The organism is Streptomyces sp. NPDC090077 (genome assembly GCF_044747545.1).
In the GTDB taxonomy this organism is placed as follows: domain Bacteria; phylum Actinomycetota; class Actinomycetes; order Streptomycetales; family Streptomycetaceae; genus Streptomyces.
Window position 1 is genome coordinate 208,002 of record NZ_JBIVEG010000008.1, and the last position, 20,196, is coordinate 228,197.

General features: G+C 74.0%; 21 protein-coding genes. 6 read left to right on the forward strand and 15 right to left on the reverse strand.

Annotation, left to right across the window (positions count from 1 at the left end):
- Positions 1 to 109 precede the first annotated feature (109 nt).
- Positions 110 to 1,603, reverse strand: coding sequence for an MFS transporter (locus ACIPW5_RS16525; protein ID WP_401245201.1), 1,494 nt, complete (start codon positions 1,601 to 1,603; stop codon positions 110 to 112).
- A 137-nt stretch (positions 1,604 to 1,740) separates the two neighbouring features.
- On the opposite strand from ACIPW5_RS16525, the gene ACIPW5_RS16530 reads away from it, so the two are divergent.
- The gene (locus ACIPW5_RS16530) at positions 1,741 to 2,187 is read left to right on the forward strand and encodes a MarR family winged helix-turn-helix transcriptional regulator (RefSeq protein WP_401245203.1); all 447 of its coding nucleotides are present in this window, start codon (positions 1,741 to 1,743) and stop codon (positions 2,185 to 2,187) included.
- Between the two features lie 10 nt (positions 2,188 to 2,197).
- Here ACIPW5_RS16530 and ACIPW5_RS16535 read toward each other — a convergent pair whose 3' ends face one another.
- The gene (locus ACIPW5_RS16535; protein ID WP_401245205.1) at positions 2,198 to 2,701 is read right to left on the reverse strand and encodes a MarR family winged helix-turn-helix transcriptional regulator; all 504 of its coding nucleotides are present in this window, start codon (positions 2,699 to 2,701) and stop codon (positions 2,198 to 2,200) included.
- Between the two features lie 120 nt (positions 2,702 to 2,821).
- Here ACIPW5_RS16535 and ACIPW5_RS16540 point away from each other — a divergent pair, with 120 nt between their 5' ends.
- Positions 2,822 to 3,232, forward strand: a complete 411-nt coding sequence (locus ACIPW5_RS16540; RefSeq protein WP_007262362.1) for an organic hydroperoxide resistance protein — start codon at positions 2,822 to 2,824, stop codon at positions 3,230 to 3,232.
- Between the two features lie 15 nt (positions 3,233 to 3,247).
- Here ACIPW5_RS16540 and ACIPW5_RS16545 read toward each other — a convergent pair whose 3' ends face one another.
- Positions 3,248 to 3,667: an LPXTG cell wall anchor domain-containing protein gene (locus ACIPW5_RS16545; RefSeq protein WP_401245208.1), complete on the reverse strand. Its 420-nt coding sequence runs from the start codon at positions 3,665 to 3,667 to the stop codon at positions 3,248 to 3,250.
- Here ACIPW5_RS16545 and ACIPW5_RS16550 point away from each other — a divergent pair.
- The 3 genes from ACIPW5_RS16550 to ACIPW5_RS16560 are packed head-to-tail and all read left to right on the forward strand — an operon-like array spanning position 3,647 to position 6,566.
- Positions 3,647 to 5,113: a histidine kinase gene (locus ACIPW5_RS16550; RefSeq protein ID WP_401245370.1), complete on the forward strand. Its 1,467-nt coding sequence runs from the start codon at positions 3,647 to 3,649 to the stop codon at positions 5,111 to 5,113. The two genes, ACIPW5_RS16545 and ACIPW5_RS16550, sit on opposite strands and share 21 nt — an antisense overlap.
- Positions 5,101 to 5,754, forward strand: a complete 654-nt coding sequence (locus ACIPW5_RS16555; protein WP_401245210.1) for a response regulator — start codon at positions 5,101 to 5,103, stop codon at positions 5,752 to 5,754. The genes ACIPW5_RS16550 and ACIPW5_RS16555 overlap by 13 nt, the downstream gene beginning before the upstream one ends.
- A complete protein-coding gene (locus ACIPW5_RS16560; RefSeq protein WP_401245212.1) occupies positions 5,751 to 6,566 on the forward strand; it encodes a hypothetical protein in 816 nt (271 codons plus the stop codon). The genes ACIPW5_RS16555 and ACIPW5_RS16560 overlap by 4 nt, the downstream gene beginning before the upstream one ends.
- Position 6,567: 1 nt before the next feature.
- Here ACIPW5_RS16560 and ACIPW5_RS16565 read toward each other — a convergent pair whose 3' ends face one another.
- From ACIPW5_RS16565 to ACIPW5_RS16610, 10 genes are all read right to left on the reverse strand, one after another.
- Positions 6,568 to 7,083 carry a DUF664 domain-containing protein gene (locus ACIPW5_RS16565; RefSeq protein ID WP_401245214.1) on the reverse strand — a complete coding sequence of 172 codons (516 nt, stop codon included), beginning with the start codon at positions 7,081 to 7,083 and terminating at the stop codon, positions 6,568 to 6,570.
- Between the two features lie 100 nt (positions 7,084 to 7,183).
- Complete coding sequence (locus ACIPW5_RS16570; protein WP_401245216.1) at positions 7,184 to 7,816, reverse strand: hypothetical protein; 633 nt, start codon at positions 7,814 to 7,816, stop codon at positions 7,184 to 7,186.
- A 95-nt stretch (positions 7,817 to 7,911) separates the two neighbouring features.
- Positions 7,912 to 9,990 (reverse strand): RICIN domain-containing protein, encoded by a 2,079-nt coding sequence (locus tag ACIPW5_RS16575; RefSeq protein WP_401245218.1) that lies wholly within the window; start codon positions 9,988 to 9,990, stop codon positions 7,912 to 7,914.
- A 382-nt stretch (positions 9,991 to 10,372) separates the two neighbouring features.
- A complete protein-coding gene (locus tag ACIPW5_RS16580) occupies positions 10,373 to 10,705 on the reverse strand; it encodes a TcmI family type II polyketide cyclase (protein WP_401245220.1) in 333 nt (110 codons plus the stop codon).
- Positions 10,706 to 10,748: 43 nt separating this feature from the next.
- Positions 10,749 to 11,222, reverse strand: a complete 474-nt coding sequence (locus ACIPW5_RS16585) for an SRPBCC family protein (RefSeq protein ID WP_401245222.1) — start codon at positions 11,220 to 11,222, stop codon at positions 10,749 to 10,751.
- A gap of 1 nt (position 11,223) precedes the next feature.
- On the reverse strand, positions 11,224 to 11,478 hold the full coding sequence (locus tag ACIPW5_RS16590; RefSeq protein ID WP_401245224.1) for an acyl carrier protein: 255 nt from the start codon (positions 11,476 to 11,478) through the stop codon (positions 11,224 to 11,226).
- A gap of 73 nt (positions 11,479 to 11,551) precedes the next feature.
- Entirely contained in the window at positions 11,552 to 12,808 is a 1,257-nt protein-coding gene (locus tag ACIPW5_RS16595) for a beta-ketoacyl synthase N-terminal-like domain-containing protein (RefSeq protein ID WP_401245226.1), read from the reverse strand.
- Positions 12,805 to 14,076: a beta-ketoacyl-[acyl-carrier-protein] synthase family protein gene (locus ACIPW5_RS16600; RefSeq protein WP_401245228.1), complete on the reverse strand. Its 1,272-nt coding sequence runs from the start codon at positions 14,074 to 14,076 to the stop codon at positions 12,805 to 12,807. The genes ACIPW5_RS16595 and ACIPW5_RS16600 overlap by 4 nt, the downstream gene beginning before the upstream one ends.
- On the reverse strand, positions 14,073 to 14,519 hold the full coding sequence (locus ACIPW5_RS16605; protein ID WP_401245230.1) for a cupin domain-containing protein: 447 nt from the start codon (positions 14,517 to 14,519) through the stop codon (positions 14,073 to 14,075). Before ACIPW5_RS16605 ends, ACIPW5_RS16600 begins: the two co-directional genes overlap by 4 nt.
- Before the next feature lie 101 nt (positions 14,520 to 14,620).
- Positions 14,621 to 15,715, reverse strand: a complete 1,095-nt coding sequence (locus ACIPW5_RS16610; protein ID WP_401245232.1) for a SchA/CurD-like domain-containing protein — start codon at positions 15,713 to 15,715, stop codon at positions 14,621 to 14,623.
- 291 nt (positions 15,716 to 16,006) lie between these two features.
- On the opposite strand from ACIPW5_RS16610, the gene ACIPW5_RS16615 reads away from it, so the two are divergent.
- The gene (locus ACIPW5_RS16615; RefSeq protein ID WP_401245234.1) at positions 16,007 to 17,641 is read left to right on the forward strand and encodes an FAD-dependent oxidoreductase; all 1,635 of its coding nucleotides are present in this window, start codon (positions 16,007 to 16,009) and stop codon (positions 17,639 to 17,641) included.
- 15 nt (positions 17,642 to 17,656) lie between these two features.
- Here ACIPW5_RS16615 and ACIPW5_RS16620 read toward each other — a convergent pair whose 3' ends face one another.
- Both ACIPW5_RS16620 and ACIPW5_RS16625 read right to left on the reverse strand, forming a co-directional pair.
- Positions 17,657 to 17,866, reverse strand: coding sequence for an acyl-CoA carboxylase subunit epsilon (locus tag ACIPW5_RS16620; protein ID WP_401245236.1), 210 nt, complete (start codon positions 17,864 to 17,866; stop codon positions 17,657 to 17,659).
- Between the two features lie 147 nt (positions 17,867 to 18,013).
- Positions 18,014 to 19,837: a galactose oxidase-like domain-containing protein gene (locus tag ACIPW5_RS16625; RefSeq protein WP_401245237.1), complete on the reverse strand. Its 1,824-nt coding sequence runs from the start codon at positions 19,835 to 19,837 to the stop codon at positions 18,014 to 18,016.
- Positions 19,838 to 20,196 lie beyond the last annotated feature (359 nt).

Below are 20,196 nucleotides of genomic sequence, written 5' to 3' on the forward strand. Positions count from 1 at the left end.
AGCCCCACTGACAACGCGGACGGGAGGGTTCCGGGCGAGGGTCCCGGACACGCCGCCGCCCCCGGTCCTCGGGGGACCGGGGGCGGCGGGGGAGCGGCTTGACGGGGGCTCAGACCGCGTCTGCGGTCTCGGCGGCTGCGGGCGCCGGGGCGGCGGCGCGGACCACGCGCGGGCCGTGGCCGGAACGCAGGCCGAGCCAGCTGATCAGCGCGACGAGGGCGAAGGCGGCGGCGCCGATCCAGAAGGTGAGGGTGAACCCGGACTCGGCCGGCAGCGGCGGGACGCCCTTCGGCAGGTGCTCGACGGTCTTCGACGCCAGGATCGTGGTGACGATGGCGCTGCCGATCGCGCTGCCCGTGGAGCGGGAGATGGAGTTGATGCCGTTGGCGATGCCGCTCTGGTGGTGCGGGACGCTCGACATGATCACCGCGGGCATGGCGGCGTAGCCGAAGCTGACGGCCGCGCCGACGACGAGGCCCGCGCCGATCACGGAGAAGGTGTGGCCGTGGTCCAGCGCCAGCCAGCCGAATCCGGCGGCGCCGAGCGCGGCGGCCACGGCGAGCGCGAGGCGGGGGCCGCGGTGGCGCACCAGCTGGCCGCCGACGGGGGAGGCGAGCAGCGAGACGATCGCGCCGGGCAGCAGGAACTGGACGGAGGCGCGCAGGATGGACGCGTCGAAGCCGTAGCCGGTGAGCTTCTCGGGCATCTGGACGAGGTAGGAGACGCCGAGGAAGTTCGCGAACATGCCGAAGCCGACGAGGATGCCGGCCAGGTTGGCCATCAGCACCGGGCGGTGGACGAACATCTTCATGTCGACGAGCGGCTCGGCGACCTTGCGCTCGACCAGGACCCAGACGGCCGTCATCACGGCGGCGCCGGCGAAGCTGCCCAGGGTGCGGGCGGAGGACCAGCCCCACTCGTGGCCCTGGGAGATGGGCAGCAGGAGCAGCAGCAGGGCGATGCCGAGGGTCAGCGCGCTGAGGAAGTCGGTGCGTCCGCCGGTCTTGTGGCGGGTGGCGGGGACCAGGAACAGCACGGCCAGCAGGGCCACGACGGCGAAGCCGGTCGCCATCCAGAAGGCGTTGCGGTAGTCGGCGCCCTCACCGGAGGTGAGCAGGCCGGTGGCGACCAGCGCCAGGCCGCTGCCGAACGCGAGCGTGCCGCTGACCAGCGCCATGGCGCCCGGCAGCTTCTGCGGCCGGACCTCCTCGCGCAGGACGGACAGGGCCAGCGGGAAGATCGCGGTGGCGGCGCCCTGGAGCACGCGGCCCAGGATCAGCAGGGGCAGGGAGTTCGCCAGCGCGGCCACCACGGAACCCGCCACCATCACGCCGAGGACGGCCACCAGGGTGGGCTTCTTGCCGTGCTGGTCGCCGAAGCGGCCGAGCAGCGGGGTGAAGACGGCGGCGGAGAGCAGGGTGGCGGTGGTCACCCAGCTGACGTTGGCGGTGGAGGTGCCGAGGTCGTTGCGGATCAGGCCCAGGATCGGTACGGGCAGGGTCTGCATCATCGACACGACCATGGCGGCGAGGCTCAGGGCGAAGACGATGACCGTCTCGTTGCCCTTCCTCGCTTCGGCGGGGGCGGATGCGGCGGAGCTCATGGCGGGGGGACCTTCTCAATGGTTCAGAACGCAGATGTTTTATGTCATCAAGTACTTCGCCGAAGGTAGCCAGGAATACTTAAGGTGGTCAAGTAAAAGGTTGATAATGTCAACGATCCTCGGCTAGGGTCCCGGCCATGAGCACCACCGCCCCGCACCGCCCCGCCAAGCTGGAACTGCTGGAACTCCTCGCGGCCATCGGAACCGCCCAGTGGCGCGACTTCGCCGCCGCCGCGGCCCGTCACGGGCTCACCTCCACGCAGGCCAAGGTCCTCGCCCAGCTCGACGGGCCCGTGCCGATGCGCGGCCTCGCCGCCCTGCTGGCCTGCGACGCCTCGAACGTCACCGGGATCGTCGACCGGCTCCAGGCGCGCGGGCTGGTGCGGCGCGAGCCCGACCCGCGCGACCGCCGGGTCAAGAACGTGGTGGCCACCGCCGAGGGCCGCGAGGTCATGCGCCGGGTGCGCGAGGAGATGCAGGCCACCCACGGGGCGCTCGACACGCTGGACGGGGAGGAGAGCGCCGCCCTCTACGCCCTGCTGGAGCGGCTGCGCCCCGCCCTGGAGCGCGGCTCCGCCGCCTGATCCGGGCCGGTCAGGCCCGGGGGGCGGCCTCGGCCGACTCGACGGCGGCGTCCAGCGCGGCCGTGAGGCGGCCCAGGCGCTCCTGGAGCTCGCGGATCTCGGCCAGCTCGAACCCGGTCGCCCGCGCGATCCGGCGCGGCACCTCCACGGCCCGCCCGCGCAGGGCCGATCCCTCCTCGGTGAGCACAGCGTGCACCGAGCGCTCGTCCTCCGCGCTGCGCTCGCGCCGGATCAGGCCGGCCGCCTCCAGCCGCTTGAGCAGCGGCGAGAGCGTGCCCGAGTCGAGCCGCAGGTGCTGTCCGAGCTGTTTGACCGGCATCGTGCCGTGCTCCCAGAGCACCAGCATCACCAGGTACTGGGGGTAGGTGAGCCCCAGGTCCTTCAGGACCACCCGGTACAGGCCCCCGAAGGCGCGGTTCGCGGCGCCCAGCGCGAAGCAGACCTGTCCGTCGAGGCGGAGGAAGTCCTGGTCGCGAAGGGGTTCGCGGAGGGCGTCGGCGGGCTGCTCGGTCATGCGCACCAGTGTACCGGAGGCTTCTTGCGGGCCATTGAGTTGTGCACAACTTAATTGTGTGCTCTATTAGTGGACGAGGGCCGGCCGCCGGCCGCCCCGCCCCTGCGAAAGGACCTCACGATGGACGCGCTGTACACCGCCGTCGCCACCGCCAACGGCCGCGAGGGCCGCGCCGTCAGCTCCGACGGCCAGATCGACCTGCCCCTCGCCATGCCCCCGGCCCTCGGCGGCAACGGCCAGGGCACCAACCCCGAGCAGCTCTTCGCCGCCGGCTACGCGGCCTGCTTCGCCAGCGCCCTCGGCCTGGTCGGCCGGCAGGCGAAGGTCGACACCGGTGACGTCTCCGTCACCGCGGAGGCCTCCATCGGCCAGGACGCCGGCGGCTTCGGCCTCGCCGTCACCCTGCGCGTCGAGCTCCCCGCCCACCTGGAGGGCGAGACCGGCACCCTGCTGGTCAAGCAGGCCCACGAGGTCTGCCCCTACTCCAAGGCCACCCGGGGCAACATCCCCGTCGAGCTCGTCATCGAGTAGCAGCCCCCGCCGCCGTCAGGCGGTGCGCCGCGCGGCCACCACCGCGCAGGCCACCGCCAGCGGCAGCTCCGCGGCCAGCGCCATCAGCACCGCCGCGCCCTGCCCGGCCGTGCCCGCCGACGTGGTGACGTCGAGCCAGGCGTCCGCGACCAGCAGCGCGGCCGTCGCGCCCGCCACCCCCGGCACCCGCGGATCCCCCTTGCGCAGCAGCACCCCCGTCCCGGTCAGACCGGCGGCCAGCAGCGCGTCGAACCCGACCCAGGCGGTGGCCCAGTGGGACACCTCCGCCGTCTGCGGCAGCGTCCGCGCCAGCACCGCCATCCACGGCAGCAGCGCCAGCCCGGCCCCCGTCAGCACCGCCGCGAGCCGGGGCGCACGTCCGCGGACTCCCCCGGAACGGGGACGGGCCTGGAACTGCGGGGCGATGACGGCCATGGCTGCGGGTCTCCCTCCGTTCCGGCGGTCCGTCCGCCGGGCACACCACAACCCTGCTGGCCCGTACGGCGAAGATCAGTAGCCCCACCGTCCCGAACGGGGGTGGTGCCAGGTACACCCCCGGCCGGGTGCCAGGGTGGTCGTGGCCCCGTGATCACTCCGACTACCGTTGTGGACATGGCAACTCGGGGCGCGCTGGGGCGTGCGTACACCTGGATCGCGTCGCGCACCCCCTGGTCGGCGTGGGCCTGGCGGAACACGGCCTTCAGCACCGCCGCGATACCGCCCGCCCTGCCCCTCGTCCTCGGCGCGGCCGCCCTCGTCGCCCTCCCCGGCCACAGCGCGCTCCCGCTGCTCCTCGTCCTCGCGCTCCGCCCGCTGCTGACGCTCCTCCAACGGAGCCGCTTCCGGACGCTGCTCGGCCTGGACGTACCGCCCGTCGTCCGCGAACACCGCTGGGCGACCGTACGCGGACTCGCCGAGCGGCTGCGCTCCGAGGCGACCTGGCGCCAGTACGGCTACCACCTCCTCGTCAGCCCGCTCGCCGCCGCCGGAGCGGTCGTCCTCGTCCTCACCTGGGCCGGCGGCGCCGCCGCGGCCTCGGTCTACGGCTGGTCCTGGATGCTCCCCTCCGACGGCACCGTGCCCTCCCCGGGCTGGACGGCCCGGTACGACGCCGTCACCGTCCTCGGCGTACTCGCCCTGCTCGCCGCCCCCTGGCTGGCCGCGGCCCTCACCCGGCTCGACGCCACCGCCGCGGCCGCCCTCCTCGGCCCCAACCGGGCCCGCGAACTCGAACGCCGCGTCGAGGACCTCGCCGAGAGCCGGGCCGGCGTCCTGGACGCCGCCGACCTCGAACGCCGCCGCATCGAACGCGACCTCCACGACGGCGCCCAGCAGCGCCTGGTCTCCCTCGCCATGAACCTCGGCATCGCCCGCGCCACCCTCACCGACCTGCCGCCCGAGGCCAGGGCCGTCATCGACGAGGCCCACCGCGAGGCCAAGGAGGCCATCGAGGAACTCGGCAACCTGGTACGGGGACTGCACCCCGCCGTCCTGGAGGACCGCGGCCTGGACGCCGCGCTCTCCGGGATCGCCGCCCGCGCCCCGCTCCCCGTCGAACTCACCGTGGACCTCGCCGAGCGGCCCGGCCCCACCGTCGAGGCCGTCGCCTACTTCGTCGTCTCCGAGGCCCTCGCCAACGTGGCCAAACACGCCCGCGCGACACGCTGTTCGGTCCGGGTCGTCCGCGCCGCGGACCGCCGCCGGGGCGACCTGCTGCGCGTCGTCGTCACCGACGACGGGATCGGCGGCGCCGATCCGGCGGGCGGCACCGGACTGACCGGCCTGCGCAAGCGCGTAGGGTCGGTCGACGGAACGATTCTGATCAACAGCCCCCTCGGGGGCCCGACCACCGTCACCGTGGAGCTGCCGTGCGGGCTGTGATCGCCGAGGACTCCGTCCTGCTGCGCATAGGTCTTGTCAAAGTCCTGGAAATGGCCGGATTCGAGGTGGCCGCCGAGACCGGCGACGCCGAAGCCCTGCTGGCCGCCGTCGAGGAGCACCGCCCCGACCTCGCCCTCGTGGACGTCCGGATGCCGCCCGGATTCACCGACGAGGGCGTCCGGGCCGCCCTCATGATCCGCAGTCAGTACCCGGGGACCGCCGTACTGCTGCTCTCCCAGTACGTGGAGGAGCGCTACGCCGCCGACCTGCTGGCCTCCCGCAGCGGTGCGGGCATCGGCTACCTGCTCAAGCAGCGCGTCGCCGACGTCGAGGAGTTCGTCGACGCCCTGCGCCGCGTCGCGGCCGGCGGCACGGCCCTCGACCCGCAGGTCGTCGCCCAGCTGCTGCTGCGCCGCGGTGGGCCCGACCCGCTGGAGCGGCTCACCCCGCGCGAACGCGAGGTCCTCGCCCTCATGGCAGAGGGCCGCTCCAACGCGGCCATCGCCGCCGGACTCGTCGTCAGCGAGAGCGCGGTCGCCAAGCACATCAACAACATCTTCGCCAAGCTCGACCTGCCCCCGGCCGCCGAGGCCCACCGCAGGGTCCTGGCCGTACTGCGCTTCCTGGACGGCACTCCGTGACCGGTCCCGCCCCGGCGGGCGGTGGACCGCGCCTCGCCTGGTACACCGCCGCCGCGCTCAGCGCCGCCCTGGTGGTGGCGGCGGCCGCCTGGCAGGTGGGCAGCGGTGCCGGCGTGCGCACGGGCACGGCCGTCGGGGGCAGCGGCGGCCGGCCGGTCACCGCCGTGGAGGTGGTCGCGGGCTCCGCCGACGTGGCCGTCACCCCGCGCGGCGACGGGCGGGTCGGCTACCGGGCCGACCTCACCTGGTCGTTGGAGGAGCCCGAGGTCGAGGAGAGCTGGCTCGGCGACACCCTCCGGCTCACCCCGCACTGCCCGGGCGGCTCCGTCACCGCCGCCGCCGGGCTCGGCTGCTCCGTGCGGCTGGCGGTGACCGTGCCTGCCGGGGTTCCGCTGAAGGTGTCCGGAGGCACCGGCCGGATCAGCGTCAGCGGCATGGCCGCGACGGTGGACGCCGAGACGGGCCCGGGCACGCTGGTCCTGGCCGACCTGCGCGGCCCCCTGCGGGCGCGGGTGGGCGACGGCACCCTGCGGGCCACCGGCCTCACCGTCCCGCAGGCCGACATCCGGGCGGGGGCCGGCCGGGCGGAGGCCCGGTTCGCGGCACCGCCGGAACAGGTCACCGCACGCGCCGGGGCCGGCCGCCTGGAGCTCGTCCTGCCCCCGGACACCCGGTACCGGGTCGGCTGCCGGGCGGGGACGGGACGCTGCGAGGTACAGGACGGCCTGGACGACCCCTCGGCCGGCCGGTCCCTGGACCTCGCCGTCGACATGGGCCACGCCACCGCCTCCTACCGCGCGGAAGGCCCCTGAGCTACCCGGACGTCCGCTCCAGGACGCCCCGGACGTAGGCGGCCTGGCCCGCGTGCTGGAGGTCGTCCGCCAGCACGCTGACGAGGCGCACGCCCAGGGTGACCGGCGGGTCCCAGCGCTCGTCGACGATCCGCTCCAGGTCGGCGGCGGCCAGGCCGCGCACGAAGCGCAGGCTCTGCTCGTGGACCGCGTCGTAGTAGCCCAGCAGCAGCCCGGGGGAGTCGGCGCGGACCTTTCCGGCCTCGGCGGCGGTGTGCCCGTAGCCGATGCCCTCGACGGGCAGCGGCAGGGCGAAGCGGCCGGCCCAGCCGCCCGTCCGCCAGACTTGCTCCAGCCCCGCGACCTCGGCCACGTGGTCGTCCTGGACCCGGGTCAGGTGCCAGACCAGCCAGGCGATCGAGTTCGCCGCCGGGTCGAGCCGCGCGTTCAGCTGCTCGGCCGTGAGCCCCTCGACCGCCTCGTGCACCACCTCCCGGATGCGTCCGAAGCCGTCCGCCAGTACCTCCGTGGCCTTCATGAGCAGTCCCCAGCCGTGTTCCGCGTCGTCGTGTACGCCGTCGAGCCGTTCCGGGGACCACCATGCTCGCCCGCCGCCGGGCCGGGCGGGCGACACTCCGTCAGCGACGGGAGCGGCGCAGGAAGATGCCGGCCGCCGCGCCGGCGAGGGCGATCCCGGCCACCCCGGCGGTGGTCCACCAGCCCCCGGAGACGCCGGAGCCGGCGGAAGCCCCGGACGGTGCGGTCGTCGGGGAGGCGGGGGCGGCGGGCGGTCCGGCGGGGCCGGCGGGGCTCGCCGGGGCCGAAGCGGCCGGGGAGGCGGGCGCGGCGGGGGCCGGGGCCGACGGGGCCGGGTCCACGGCGGGGACCGCGATCTCGGTGTGCGCGTGTCCGAGCGAGGGGAAGCCCGCGTCCACGGTCACCTTCCACGTGCCGGGCGGCAGCGCCTCGGCCGTGACCCACCCCGCGGCCCGGCCGGGGTCGCGCGCCAGCCGCCACGGGCCCTCGGTGCGGCTCCCGTCGGCGCTGACGGCGTTCACGGTGGCGGCCACGGCCTCCTCGACGGCGTCACCGTCGTTCTCCCAGGTGACGTCGGCGGTGACGCGGCCGTCCCGCTGGCCGGTGATGACCACCTTCAGCGTGTCGCCGTGGGCCTGGGCGGGCCCGGCGCCCATGACCAGGACGAGGCACAGCAGGGGGAGGGTGAGTGCGGCGAGTGCCAGGGCGGGGAGGTGCGGGAGGTGTCGGCGCATCGGCACGGTGCTCCAGGTGAGGGGAGGTGCGGGAGGGGAAGACGAGGGGCGGGCGGCCGTAGGGGAGTACGGCCGCCCGCGGTTCGAGGGGTCGGTCAGCCGGCCTTGCGGGCCGTCCAGACCTGCGCCGGACGGCCGTCCGCGCGCTGGAGGTCGAGCAGCCAGGTCCCGTAGTAGGGCCGGTTGCTGACCGTCAGGGCGAAGCCGCCGCTCGGGTCGGTGATGGTCACCGCGCCGTCGCGGGAGGTCACCCGCCACTGCTGGGCGGCGGAGTTGCCGCAGGGCTGCTGCGCGACCCACATGCCCGCGGCGGCGGCGCCGCCGGGCTGGAGGCACTTGCCGGAGGCCGCGGACTTGATCCGCACCGTCCCGTTGCCCGCGTCGTCGAAGTACCACTGCTGCTGCGCGTAGCCGTTGCTGCGGTTCGCGACGAGCACGGTCCCGTCGGCGGTGCGCCCGCCCCACAGCTCGGCGGCCATGCCGCTGCTGCCGTTGCCGAGCACGTAGCGGGTGCCCGGGGTGGTGGCGCCGCCGCCCGTGTCGGTCGTGCGGAAGGACGCGGCCCTGCCGGGTCCGCTGTCACGGCCGGAGGTGTCGCGGACCGAGACGGCGGCCGTGTACGCGGTGCCGGGCTTCAGGTTGTAGACGCGCAGGGAGGTGGACTGGACCCAGGTCAGGTGCTTGTCGTTCAGCAGGACCTGGTACCAGGCGGCACCCTCGGTCTTCGGCCAGCTCAGCACCACCGAGTCGGCCTGGATCTGGCCCGCCGTCACCGCCGGGGCGCCCGAGGGCTTCTTGGTGGGGGAGGGGCTGGGCTTCGCGGTCGGCGACGGGTTCGGGTTCGGGTCCGGGTTGGTGCCGCCGCCGCCCGCGTTCTTCATCAGGAACTGGTTGTCGGCGATGTTCCAGTGCGTGGCCAGGTAGCTGCCGGCCTTCGGACTGGTGTGGAAGTAGTCGTCGTGGTTGCAGTCCAGGATGTTCTCGGACGCCTTGTTGGTGCAGATGTTGCGCATCTGCGGGTAGTACGGGGTGTCCGAGTAGCACATGACGTCCCACTCGTCGGTGCAGTGCGCGCCCCGGCTCGTGTTGGGCGCGCTGTTGTTGACCGCGCCCAGGTTGTGGCCGAGTTCGTGCGCGGCGGTGTGGCCGCCCCAGCAGCCGGAGTCGGTGCGCCCGTAGGAGGGGCCGAAGTTGCTCAGGTTGTTCTGGCCGGGCCGCTCGTCGCCGTTGAAGGTGCCGATGCCGCAGTAGACCTGGGTGTCCGCGAAGATCATGTACTTGCGGTCGCGGCGGTCCAGGCCCTTGCCGGCCAGCGCGTTGTTGGTGGCGCTGAACTCGGAGAGCGCGGAGTCGGGGAGCTCGATGTTGAGCACCGAGGGGGTGCAGTCGGCCGCCGTGACGTAGCGGATGTGCCGGACGCCGCCGGTCTCCTTGGCGCTCGCCGCGTAGATGAGGTCCGCGTCGGCCGCCCACTTGCGGAACGAGGCCACGTACTCGGCGTACCGGTCGCGGCCGGGGCCGTGCACGTAGACGACCTGGACACGGTTGCCGGTGGTGCCGTCGCCGTCGCACTGGACGGTCTGTCCGGCGGGCCCGGCTGCGACGGCCTGGCTGCCCGAGGCGGGCGAGGCGGGCGGGGCGGGGGCCTTGGCGCTCGCGGCGCTGCGGGCGTCGGCGGCGGGCGCGTCCTGAGGACGCCCGCCGCCCTCGCCGGCCGCCGGGTCGGCGCTGGCCGGGGAGGCGGGGTCGGCCGCCGGTGCCTTCGTGCGGACGACGGGCTCGACGTCCTTCTTGATGTCCACGCCCCCGGGGGGAGCGTCGGGCCCGTGGGTGCACAGGCCCGCCTTCGTGCGGTAGACGCCGACGCAGCGGTCGCCCTTCGGGGCCGTCTCCAGCCCGTCGTAGACCATGCCGCGCGCGCCCTCGTTGGCGGGCGTCTTCGCGAGGGGGGCCGGTTCCGCGTCCCGGGCCGGTGCGGCCGCCGGTTCGGCGGCCACGGCGGGCGCCTCGGCCAGCGCGGTCGTCGTCGCGTCCGCGTCGCCGCCCATGCGGGAGTACGCGAGGCCTCCCGCCAGCACCGCCGCCGATGCCACGGCGGCGGTGAGGAGTATCAGCTTCCGGGGTTTGCGCTTGTGGCCGGGCTTGCGGCGCCGGCCGGTGGATCGTGCTGTCATGCGCACCTCAAGTCCATGTCAGGAGAGTGGGTGCGCGGAAGCTTGCCAGATGAGCGGCTCGGAGAATTCGGACAAACGGGAGACCGGCCCGAGAAATCTATCCGTTACCTTGATGTCTGATTTGATGAACTGTCAACTCGCTGTAAGCACAAGGGAGTTACGCGCGTTGCGCGTGAAAGGTCCAGGCCTTTTCCGGGATCTCGTTATCAAATCGAGATATGATGCGGAACCTTGTTGACGGGAATTCAGTCAGCTATTCACTCAAAAACTACCCGCCGAACTCCCCCCGTCACGAGCCGTGAAGCGGAGCGGGCCGGAGAGCACGGCCGAGGGTGCCCAGGCCGCCCGGAAGGTGCGGCGCCGGCTTGGGCACCCGTACGGACTAGCGGACGGCGTCCCGCTCCCAGAGGTAGAACCGCTGGGCCATCGCGTCCTTCGGACCCCGCCACGTCTTCGGGTCGTGGGGGCTGACGAAGGCCGAGAGCCGCTCGCTCAGGTCGCGGAACTCCGGGTGCCCGGTGACGTGGGCGATCGCCGGACCCGGGTCCCGGTCGGCCTCGATCAGGTGCATGTACACGTCCCCGAACTGGAAGAGACTGCGGCGGCTGACCCCGACCAGGTGGGGCAGCTCACCCGCGTCCGAGGCGGCGAACAGACCGGCGATGTCGGGCGCCGAACCGGGCGCCATACGGGCCACGATGAGGGCTTGGTGCATCGGGAGGTGTGCCTTTCGTTGGGTGGGGGCGGGGGAGGGGCCCTCAGCGGCGGCCGGCCGGGGCCCTGCGGCCGCCCCGCTGCTCGATCTTGTCCCGGATGAGTTCCATCTGGATCCGGGAGTTCAGGTTGATGCGGTCGGTCATCCCCGCGTCGTCGATCGGCGCGTCCGGCTTCATCGCGAAGTCCTGGACCCACCGCATCCGGGTCCCGCCCGGCACCTCGCCGTACTCCCAGTGGATGTCCATGTGCGCGAACGGGCCGGTCTCCACCCGGCGGGCCTTCACCGTGAGGCCCTCCCGGTCCACCGTCCGCTCCGAGACCCAGCTCCACACCACGCCGTTCTCGTCCGGGTGCATGGCGAGCCGGAACCGGGTGGTGTTCCCGGCCTTCTCCAGGATCTCGATCGAGGCGTACTCGCTGAACAGCTTCGGCCAGTTGGGCAGGTCGTTCGTCACGTCCCACACGACGTCGACGGGCGCTTTGACCAGGATCTCGTTGTCGGTGTGTCCAGGCATGTCAGGCTCCGGTCATCAGGCTGTTGTTGACGAGGTCGAGGAACTCGCGCGGGCTCTTGCAGCGGTCCGCGTCCGTGGGCAGCGCGCGGCCCCGCCGGTTCTCCAGCTCACCGACGATGCCGAGCAGGCCCAGCGAGTCCAGTCCGTAGTCGTCGAACCGGGAGTCCGGGCGGCTCGCCAGCTCGGTGGGGTCGACGGTGATGCCGGCGGTCTTCATCAGCTTCGCCAGCTCTTCCAGGGTCAGTCGGTCGGACATGGTGCCTTCTCTCTTTCCTTCTACCGGGGGCCGGGCCCTTGGCCGCGCCCGGCCCTGACGAACGGGGTGCCGGTCACTGCGTTCCGGATCCGGGCCCCTTGCGGAGGACGAGGGCCGCGTTCGAACCCATCCGGCCCCGGCTCAGGACGAGCGCGGTCCGCAGGGGGGCGACGCGGGCGCTGCCGGTGACCACGTCGAGGTCGTGGCAGACGTCGAAGACGTTCGGGGTGGGAGGGACGACGCCGTGCTCCAGTGCCAGCACGGCGGCGGCCGCGTCGAGGGTGCCGGCCGCGCAGTACGCCCGCCCGGTACCGGTCTTGGGGGCGGTCACGGGCACCTTCGCCCCGTGCGCGCCGAGCGCCTCACGGATCGCCCGCGCCTCCGCCGCGTCCGCCTCGGGCGTGCCCAGGGCGTCGGCGAAGACCACGTCCACCTCCTCGGGAGCCAGCCCCGCCTCCCGCAGCGCGCCGCGGATCGCGTGGGCCAGGCCCTCTCCCGACTCCTCGGGCCTGCCCGGCCCGGTGAAGGTGGCGGCGTGCCCGGCCAGCAGGGCCCGCACCGGCGCGCCCCGCCGCTCGGCGGCCGCGGCGTCCTCGACGGTGAACATCGCGCCGCCCTCCGCCGGGACGAACCCGCAGGCCTTCGCCGTGAACGGCCGGTAGGCGCGCTCCGGGTCCTCGGCGGCGCTGAGCCCCTCGTACCCGAGCTGGCAGACCACCGAGTACGGGGCGAGCGGCGCCTCCGTCGCGCCGACCAGCATCGCCCGGCTGCCCTGACGGATCCCGCGGGCGGCGTGCGCGAAGGCGTCCAGCCCGCCCGCCTCGTCGCTCGCCACCACCCCGCAGGGGCCCTTGAACCCGCGCCGGATGGAGACCTGGCCGGTGCTGGCCGCGTAGAACCAGGCGATCGACTGGTACGGGCCGACGTAGCGGGGACCCTGCCCCCACAGCCGTTGCAGCTCGCGCTGCCCGAACTCGCCGCCGCCCGACCCGGCCGCGGTGACGACGCCCACCGCGTACGGATCGTCCTCGTAGTCCGCCCGGCCCAGCCGGGCGTGCTCCAGGGCGAGGTCCGCCGCGGCCAGCGCGTAGTGGCTGAACCGGTCGGTCTGCACGAGGAACCGGTCCTCGACCAGCTCCCCGGGCTCGAAGCCCCGCACCTGGCCGGCGACGCGCACCGGGAGGTGCTCGCACCCCTGCCGGGTCACCCGGTCCAGGACGCTCTCGCCCGCCTGGGTCGCCTTCCAGAAGGCGGCGGCACCGATCCCGTTGGGCGCGACGACCCCGATGCCCGTGACGGCCACCGGCGTGCCGGTGGTGGCTCTGTTCACGCGCGTACCTCCTTGGGCTGGGTCATGACCACGGCGGACTGGAACCCGCCGAAGCCGCTGCCGACGGACAGCACGCTGCGCAGGGTGTGGCTGCGGGCGGTGCGCGGCACGTAGTCCAGGTCGCATTCGGGGTCGGGGGTCTCGTAGTTCGCGGTCGGCGGCACCACGTGGTGCTTCATGGCCAGCACGCAGGCCGCGAGTTCGATCGCCCCGATGGCGCCGAGGGAGTGCCCCACCATCGACTTGATGGAGGTCATCGGCGTCTTGTAGGCGTGGTCGCCGAGCACCCGCTTGACGGCCGCCGTCTCGTGGCGGTCGTTCTGCTTGGTGCCGGAACCGTGCGCGTTGACGTAGTCGAGGTCCCGCGCGTCGGTCCTGGCCTGGGCCAGGGCGGTGGATATCGCCCGCGCCATCTCCAGGCCCTCGGTGGTCAGCCCGGTCATGTGGTGGGCGTTGCCGAAGGTGGCGTAGCCGCCGACCTCGCAGTAGACGTGCGCCCCGCGGGCCCGGGCGTGCTCCAGCTCCTCCAGCACCAGCACCGCGCCGCCCTCGCCGAGGACGAAGCCGTCCCGGTCGGCGTCGAAGGGGCGGGAGGCGTGCGCCGGGTCGTCGTTGTTCGCCGAGGTCGCCTTGATGGCGTCGAAGCAGGCCACGGTGATGGGGGAGACGGGGGAGTCCGAGGCGCCGGCGAAGCACACGTCCATCCGGCCCTCCTGGATGGAGTGCACCGCGTACCCGACGGCGTCGAGCCCCGACGTGCAGCCGGTGGAGACGGTCTGCACGGGGCCGCGCGCCCCGGTCTGCTCCGCCACCGCCGAGGCGAGGGTGGCGGGGGTGAACGCGCGGTGCAGGAAGGGGGAGGAGAGGCGGTGGTCCACGTCCCACCACGCCCCCTGCTGGCTGACCGCGACGTAGTCGTGCTCCAGCCGGGTGGTACCGCCGACCGCGGTGCCGAGGGAGACGCCCGTGCGCCAGGCGCCCTCGCCGTCGATCTCCAGCCCGGCGTCGGCCATCGCCTCGCGGGCGGCGACCAGGGCGAACTGGATGTAGCGGTCGGCCCGGGCCGCCTCGTCCCCGGTGAAGCCGTGCTCACCGGGGTCGAAGTCGACCTCGGCGGCTATCCGGGAGCGGAACCCGGCCGGGTCGAAGAGGGTGATGCCACGGGTCGCCGTACGCCCGTTGGACAGCAGGTCCCAGAAGGCGGTGGTGCCGATGCCGCCCGGGGCGACGACGCCCACCCCGGTGACGGCCACCCGCCGGCGCGTCACGAGACCACCCCGGAGCGCTCCGGCGGACGCTCCGCCCATGCGGTGCCGTCCGGATTCGGCGCCTCCTCGGTGTCCACGTGCCCGAGCTTGGGGTCCGGGGCGAGCGGGCCGAGGTGGAAGACCATCCGGGCCTCGGTGCGGCCGGTGTTGCGGAACCGGTGGCGCACGTTCAGCGGGACCAGCAGGCCCTGGTCGACGCGCAGCGGGTGGGTCTCGCCGTCGAGGTCGACCTCCAGGGACCCCGCGACCACGTACACGAACTCCTCGGAGTACGGATGGTAGTGCTCGGCGATCGACTCGCCGGGGGCCATCACCGCCAGGCCCATGAACCCGCTCGTCGAGCCCACCGAGGTCGGGGTGAGCACGGCACGCAGGTCCCCTCCGCGCCGGGTGTTGGGCTGGGTCTCGCTGAGGTCGACGATGCGCGGCTGATGTCTGGTCATGCTGACTTCCTCCTGGCGGATCGGAGCCTTGGCGTGCGCGTGGGCTGCCGGGTGGTGACGGGGGTGCTGCACGGGCCGGGCCCGGGGCGGGCCCGTCCGGATCAGGACTGCGCCGGAGACCGGCGGTCGGTGATCGGGTCCATGGGGTGGGGGGCGGCCGGCGCGGCGGCGGGCGTCCCGGCCAGCAGGCGGTTCAGCACCGCCGCCCGGCGGGGTCCCTCGATGCCGAAGCCCGCGGCGAACCGGCCGTCGGCCGGTCCCCTGACGTCGAGGAGGCGCACCACCACGTCGTCGCGCTGGAAGATGCTGCTGCTCAGCACCGGGGAGGTGGGGACCTTCGCGGCCGTCTCGTCCTGGCGGGCCAGGAAGCGGGCGACGAGCGGACCGCAGCCCGGCTTCGCGGGGTAGAACAGCGCGTGCCGCGCCACCCGGTCGGGCTGCGGGCCGTGCGCCGCCACGTGGTGGACGGCCGGCAGGGCCGCGCGCATGAAGAACATCCGCGCCGACTCCGGGTCGGACAGGTCCCGGTCCTGCTCCAGATAGGGGTTGATGGCGTGCTCGACGGCCCGCACCTCGGGCTGCTCCGACACGTGCCGCAGCGCCGCCGTCAGGTCGCCCTGCACCTCCACGCAGCGCACCACCCGGTTGCCGTGCATGAAGAGGGAGGTGCGCAGCAGCCGGGTGTGGTCGTCGACCCGGGCGGCCGGCGAGGTGTACGAGGAGAGGATCTCCGCGACCTTCTCCTCGCTGCCCGGCTTCACCGTGAAGGTCAGCGCGTGCCGGACGACTCCCTCGCCCAGCCGGGGCGCGTCCTGGAGCCGGCCCGACGCCCGCTCCGGGGCCTCGTAGCGCTTGCCGGTCTCGCGCAGGACGGTGAAGGTCAGCGGCCGCATCGAGCGGGCACAGGCGCCCAGCGGCTTCACCTGCGCGACGTGCTCCTCGCTGTTCACCCAGGCGAGGTACTGCGGAGCGCTCTCCCACTCGCTGGTGATCAGCCACTGGGAGGGGTTGGCGAAGGACTGGCAGAGCTGGTCGCCGAGGTGGCCCGGCACCGACGCGATGTCGTGGCGCAGCTGCTCGTAGGCGTCGAAGAACCGCTGCTGGGCCCCCTCGTGGAGGTCCATCAGCAGGACGACCCGCAGCATGGAGCCGTCGAACGCGGACTGAGACACCCGTTCGGACAGGGTGGTTGTCATCTGCTCACTCCTTCGTGAGGACCCGGGACCGGCGCGTGGGCGACCCGGTGCCCGTCGGCGGTGACCGCCGGTGGCGCGGGCCCGGCGGGCCCCGCGGGCCTGCGCGGTGGGGAACGGCGGACGGTGTGGCCCAAGTGGGTCCGCCGCTGTCGCTCATCGTCATCCGGCCGGGTACGGATCGCGACATCTCCGGATCAAGCGGGTGACAAGAGGCGACTCGCCAGGGCAAGAACCCTGATCGGGGGCATAAGGCGTCCACTGGCCCCCACACGAAACAGGAGTCCGCAGCCGATGGAAGAGCATGCCGATGTCCGCGTACCGGTCCTCGTCGTGGGCGGTTCCCTCGTAGGCCTCTCCACCTCGCTGTTCCTGAGCCGTCACGGCATCAGGCACATGGTGGTCGAGAAGCACGCCGGGACCTCCGTCCACCCGCGCGGACGGGGGATCAACGCCCGCACGATGGAACTGTTCCGGACGGCGGGCGTCGAACCCGCCATCCGAGAGGAGGCCTCCGCGCTGGAGGCCAATCAGGGCATCCTGCAGACCGAGGCCCTCGTCGGCGGCGAGCACAAGTGGCTCATCAAGGCCGTCGACCCCTCCGGGGCGCTGGCCCGCTTCAGCCCGACCGGCTGGTGCCTGTGCAGCCAGAACAACATCGAGCCGGTCCTCGCCGCGCACAGCCGCGCCCAGGGCGCCGACGTGCGCTTCGCCACCGAACTGATGAACTTCGACCAGGACGCCACGGGAGTGACCGCCCTGGTCAAGGACCGGGAGACCGGCGAGCACGTCACCGTCCGCGCGGACTTCCTGATCGCCGCCGACGGCCCGCGCAGCCCCGTCCGTGAGGCCCTCGGCATCCGCCAGACGGGCAACGGCGAGCTCTTCCACAACGTGAGCATCGTCTTCCGGTCGGAACACCTCGCCGAAGCCCTCGGCGACCTGCGCTTCATCGTCTGCTACCTGATGCGGCCGGGCGCCGACGGCGCGCTGCTGCCCGTCGACAACGAGACCCAGTGGGTCTTCCACGCCCCCTGGCACCCGGAGACGGGCGAGACCCTGGAGGACTTCACCGAGGAGCGCTGCGCCACGCAGATCCGGGAGGCCATCGGCCTGCCGGACCTCGACGTGGAGATCGGCGGCAAGGCCCCCTGGCACGCCGCCGAACGGGTCGCCGAGCAGTACTCCGTCGGCCGGGTCTTCGTGGTGGGCGACGCCGCCCACGAGATGTGCCCGACTGGGGCCTTCGGCTCCAACACCGGCATCCAGGACGCGCACAACCTCGCCTGGAAGATCGCCGCGGTGCTGAACGGCTCCGCCGGCCCCCGCCTGCTCGACAGCTACGAGGAGGAGCGCCTCCCCGTCGCCCGCGCCACCAGCGAGCGCGCCTCCGCCCGTTCGGCCGAGCACAGCCACCCCGGGTACGTGCCCCCGCCCACCATGGGCGGCGGCCCCGGCAGCGGGGTCCTCACCACGGCCATGGGCTACTGCTACCCGACCGGCGCCGTGCTCGGCGGCGACCCGGCGCGGCCGGTCATCCCGGAGGAGATGCGCCTGAAGGGCGACGTCGGCACCAGGGCACCGCACCTGTGGCTCGCCCAGGCCGGCCGGCGGATCTCCTCGCTCGACCTGTACGAGACCTCGTTCGTGCTGCTCAGCAGCCCGGACACGCCCTGGAAGGAGGCGGCCGGGCAGGTCGCCCGGGAGCTCGGCGCGCACCTGGACGCCTACACCGTCGGCCACGGGCCGGACGCCGACCTGGTCCAGCCGGAAGGCGCCCCGCACTGGGCGCAGCTGCACGAACTGCCCGCCGACGGCGCCGTCCTCGTCCGCCCCGACGGGTTCGTGGCCTGGCGCTCCGAGGGACCGGCGGCCGACCCGCGCACGGTCCTCACGGACGCCATGACGCGGCTGCTGCGCCGCTCCTGAGCGCACCGGGCCCGCTCAGCGGCAGGCCCAGCACCCCGCCCAGCATCCGTGGCCCGCGGGCCGCGGGGGCGGGCGGTGGTGCGCGCCGCGGGCCGGCCGGTGCGGGGCCTGCGCGGCCCGCCCGGCGAGGCAGGCGACCACCACGGTGATCGCGGCCAGTTCCTCGGGCTCTGCGCTGCCCCGGTGGATCCGGAGCAGGCCGGCTATGGAGACGTCGCTTCCCATCGGTACGGCCTCTCGTCGGGAGACCCCCCTGCCCCGGTCCTGCCGGGTGCTGACGACGCTACGAGCCCCCCGGCGGCGTGTCGTGCCGGGGGCCCCGCCGCACACCCATCCGGGCGACGCGCCCGGACGGGTGCCCCGGCCGGACCGTCAGCGGTGGCCGAGCTTCACCCACTCGGCCTTACTGGGCACCCCGCGCGCGTCGAGCAGGAACAGCATGTAGTACCCGGGCGGGGCGTCCGCCGCCGTCGCCGGGGTCCGCAGCCCGACGGTGTCGCCGCGCACCCCGGTGAGGGCCAGCTCCAGGTGCCGCTGGCTGGTGTTGACCGCGTGGGTGACCGTGGTCGGCGCCAGCAGCACGGCCCGCCGGACGGCGGCGGCGGTGGAGCTGTGCACCTCGAAGGCGGCGCCGTGGGCGAGTTCGCCCCGGGGCACGCGGTCCAGGGCCGGCCGGGTGCCGCCCCGGTGCAGGTACGCGGGCTCGTAGATCTCGATGCTGCCGTCCATCGAGTCCGCGATGTCGGGGTCGTTGGCGATCTGCTGGAGCTCGTCCCCGGTCACCATCACCCGCCCGTCGGGCATCACCAGGGCGTTGGAGTGGTAGCCCCGGGGAAGCCGCTGGGCCGGGCCCAGCCGCCAGTGTCCGGCGGCGTCGCGCAGCTCCGTCCGCCGGTACTTGAGGTCGGCCTTCGGGTTGAAGGGGCCGTTGCCGTAGTCGCGGGTGCTCAGCGCCCCGTTGACGGTCAGCAGGGTCGCGTCCGGCAGGATCAGGGTGTCGTCCTGGGTGCGGCCGAAGGCCCGCGGCCGCTCGGTGGTCCACCGGCCGCCCGAGAGCCGGTAGGTGTTCGGGTCGTGCGGGTCACCGCCCAGCACCAGCACGGAGTCCGGGCCGCGCAGCCCCGCGGGGAGCGGCACGGCGGATCCGTAGCCGCGGAAGTCGGCCGGGCGCCGGGGGAGGTCGCGGCGGGTCTCCTTCACCGGGTCGAAGAGCCACTGCTGGTCGGCGTCCCGGCCCAGGCCGTAGATCATGCCGTCGCGCAGCGAGAACAGGTGCGGGTAGTCGTTGCGGAAGGGCGCGTCGGCCCGGAACCGGTCGACCGCGACGTCCAGCGGGATGTCGAACGGCCGCCAGGGCACGGGCAGCCCCTTCGCCGGGAAGCGCTCCACCACCGGGGTGGGGGTGCCCGTGCCGCGCTCGGACTGGCCGGACATGACGATCTGGCGGCCGTCGGCGCCGGTGACCGCGGACGGGTACCAGCGGCCCACCGACATGTCCCGGTTGCGGTACCAGTGCTCGGTCCACGGGTCGAAGACGAAGGACAGCTTCGCGCCGCTGCCGCCCTTGCCGCCGGTGTTGCCGCCGAAGACCGCGAGCATCCCGTTGGGCAGGAAGGCGTGTCCGGCGCAGAAGAACGGGGCGGGGCGCGGGACGTACGTGCCGTCGGGCATCAGCACCGTCGGCGGCCGGACCTCCTTGAAGGCCCGCGCCCCGGTGCCCCTGGCGGGGTCCCAGAGGAAGGCCCGGCCCGCGTTGGTGGGGCCGATGCGGTCGGTGGGGCCGGTCTCCTTGGTGGGGTCGGTCTCGACCCGTTCGAAGGAGAAGAGCAGCACCTTGCCGGTCGGCAGCTGGGCGAGGTGGACCCCGAAGTCGGGGGAGGGGAAGAACTCGGTGAACCTCCCCGACTCCGCCGGGCGCACGGCCCGGTTGGCCCGCGCCTGCGAGGCGGCGAGCGCGGCCAGGCTCGCGGTCCGGGTGGCCTGCGGGTAGCCGCCGGCGCCCCGGGCCGCGCGCCGCCGCTCGGCGTGGGCCAGCGCGTGCTCCTCGCCGATCAGGGCCGCTTCCGCTGCCGTGACCCCGGCGTCGGCGTCCGCCCCGTCGTGGGCCGGGGCGGCCGCGGCGGCCGGCGCGGACAGGAAGACGGCCGCAGCCAGCGCGGCGGCCAGGACGCCGGACCGGTGTGCTGCTGGGGACATGCGACTCCTCGGTGTGCGACGACCGCCGGGACGGGAGGGACGCCATGCTAGAAGATCAGTTGCATATCACCTCATAGGACGCGAACCGGCTGCCTCGTACGGGTGCCGGGGGCGCCCCCACCCACCGATATCAGGACAATCGGCGACAGTGTGCCCCGTCCGGGGCAAGGGCGGCCCTTCGGCCACACCGGGCCCGCGCGACCCGTGCGTCCCGTCCGGCGACCGGCGCCGCAGCCGCTCCGGGCGCCGTGATCACGCCAGCCGCGCACGCACCCGCCCGGCGCGCGGGCCCGAACGGAACGTGCCATGGGCACCTGCGCGTCCTGGACGGGTGGATATGCCGCGTTGTTGGGTGGTGT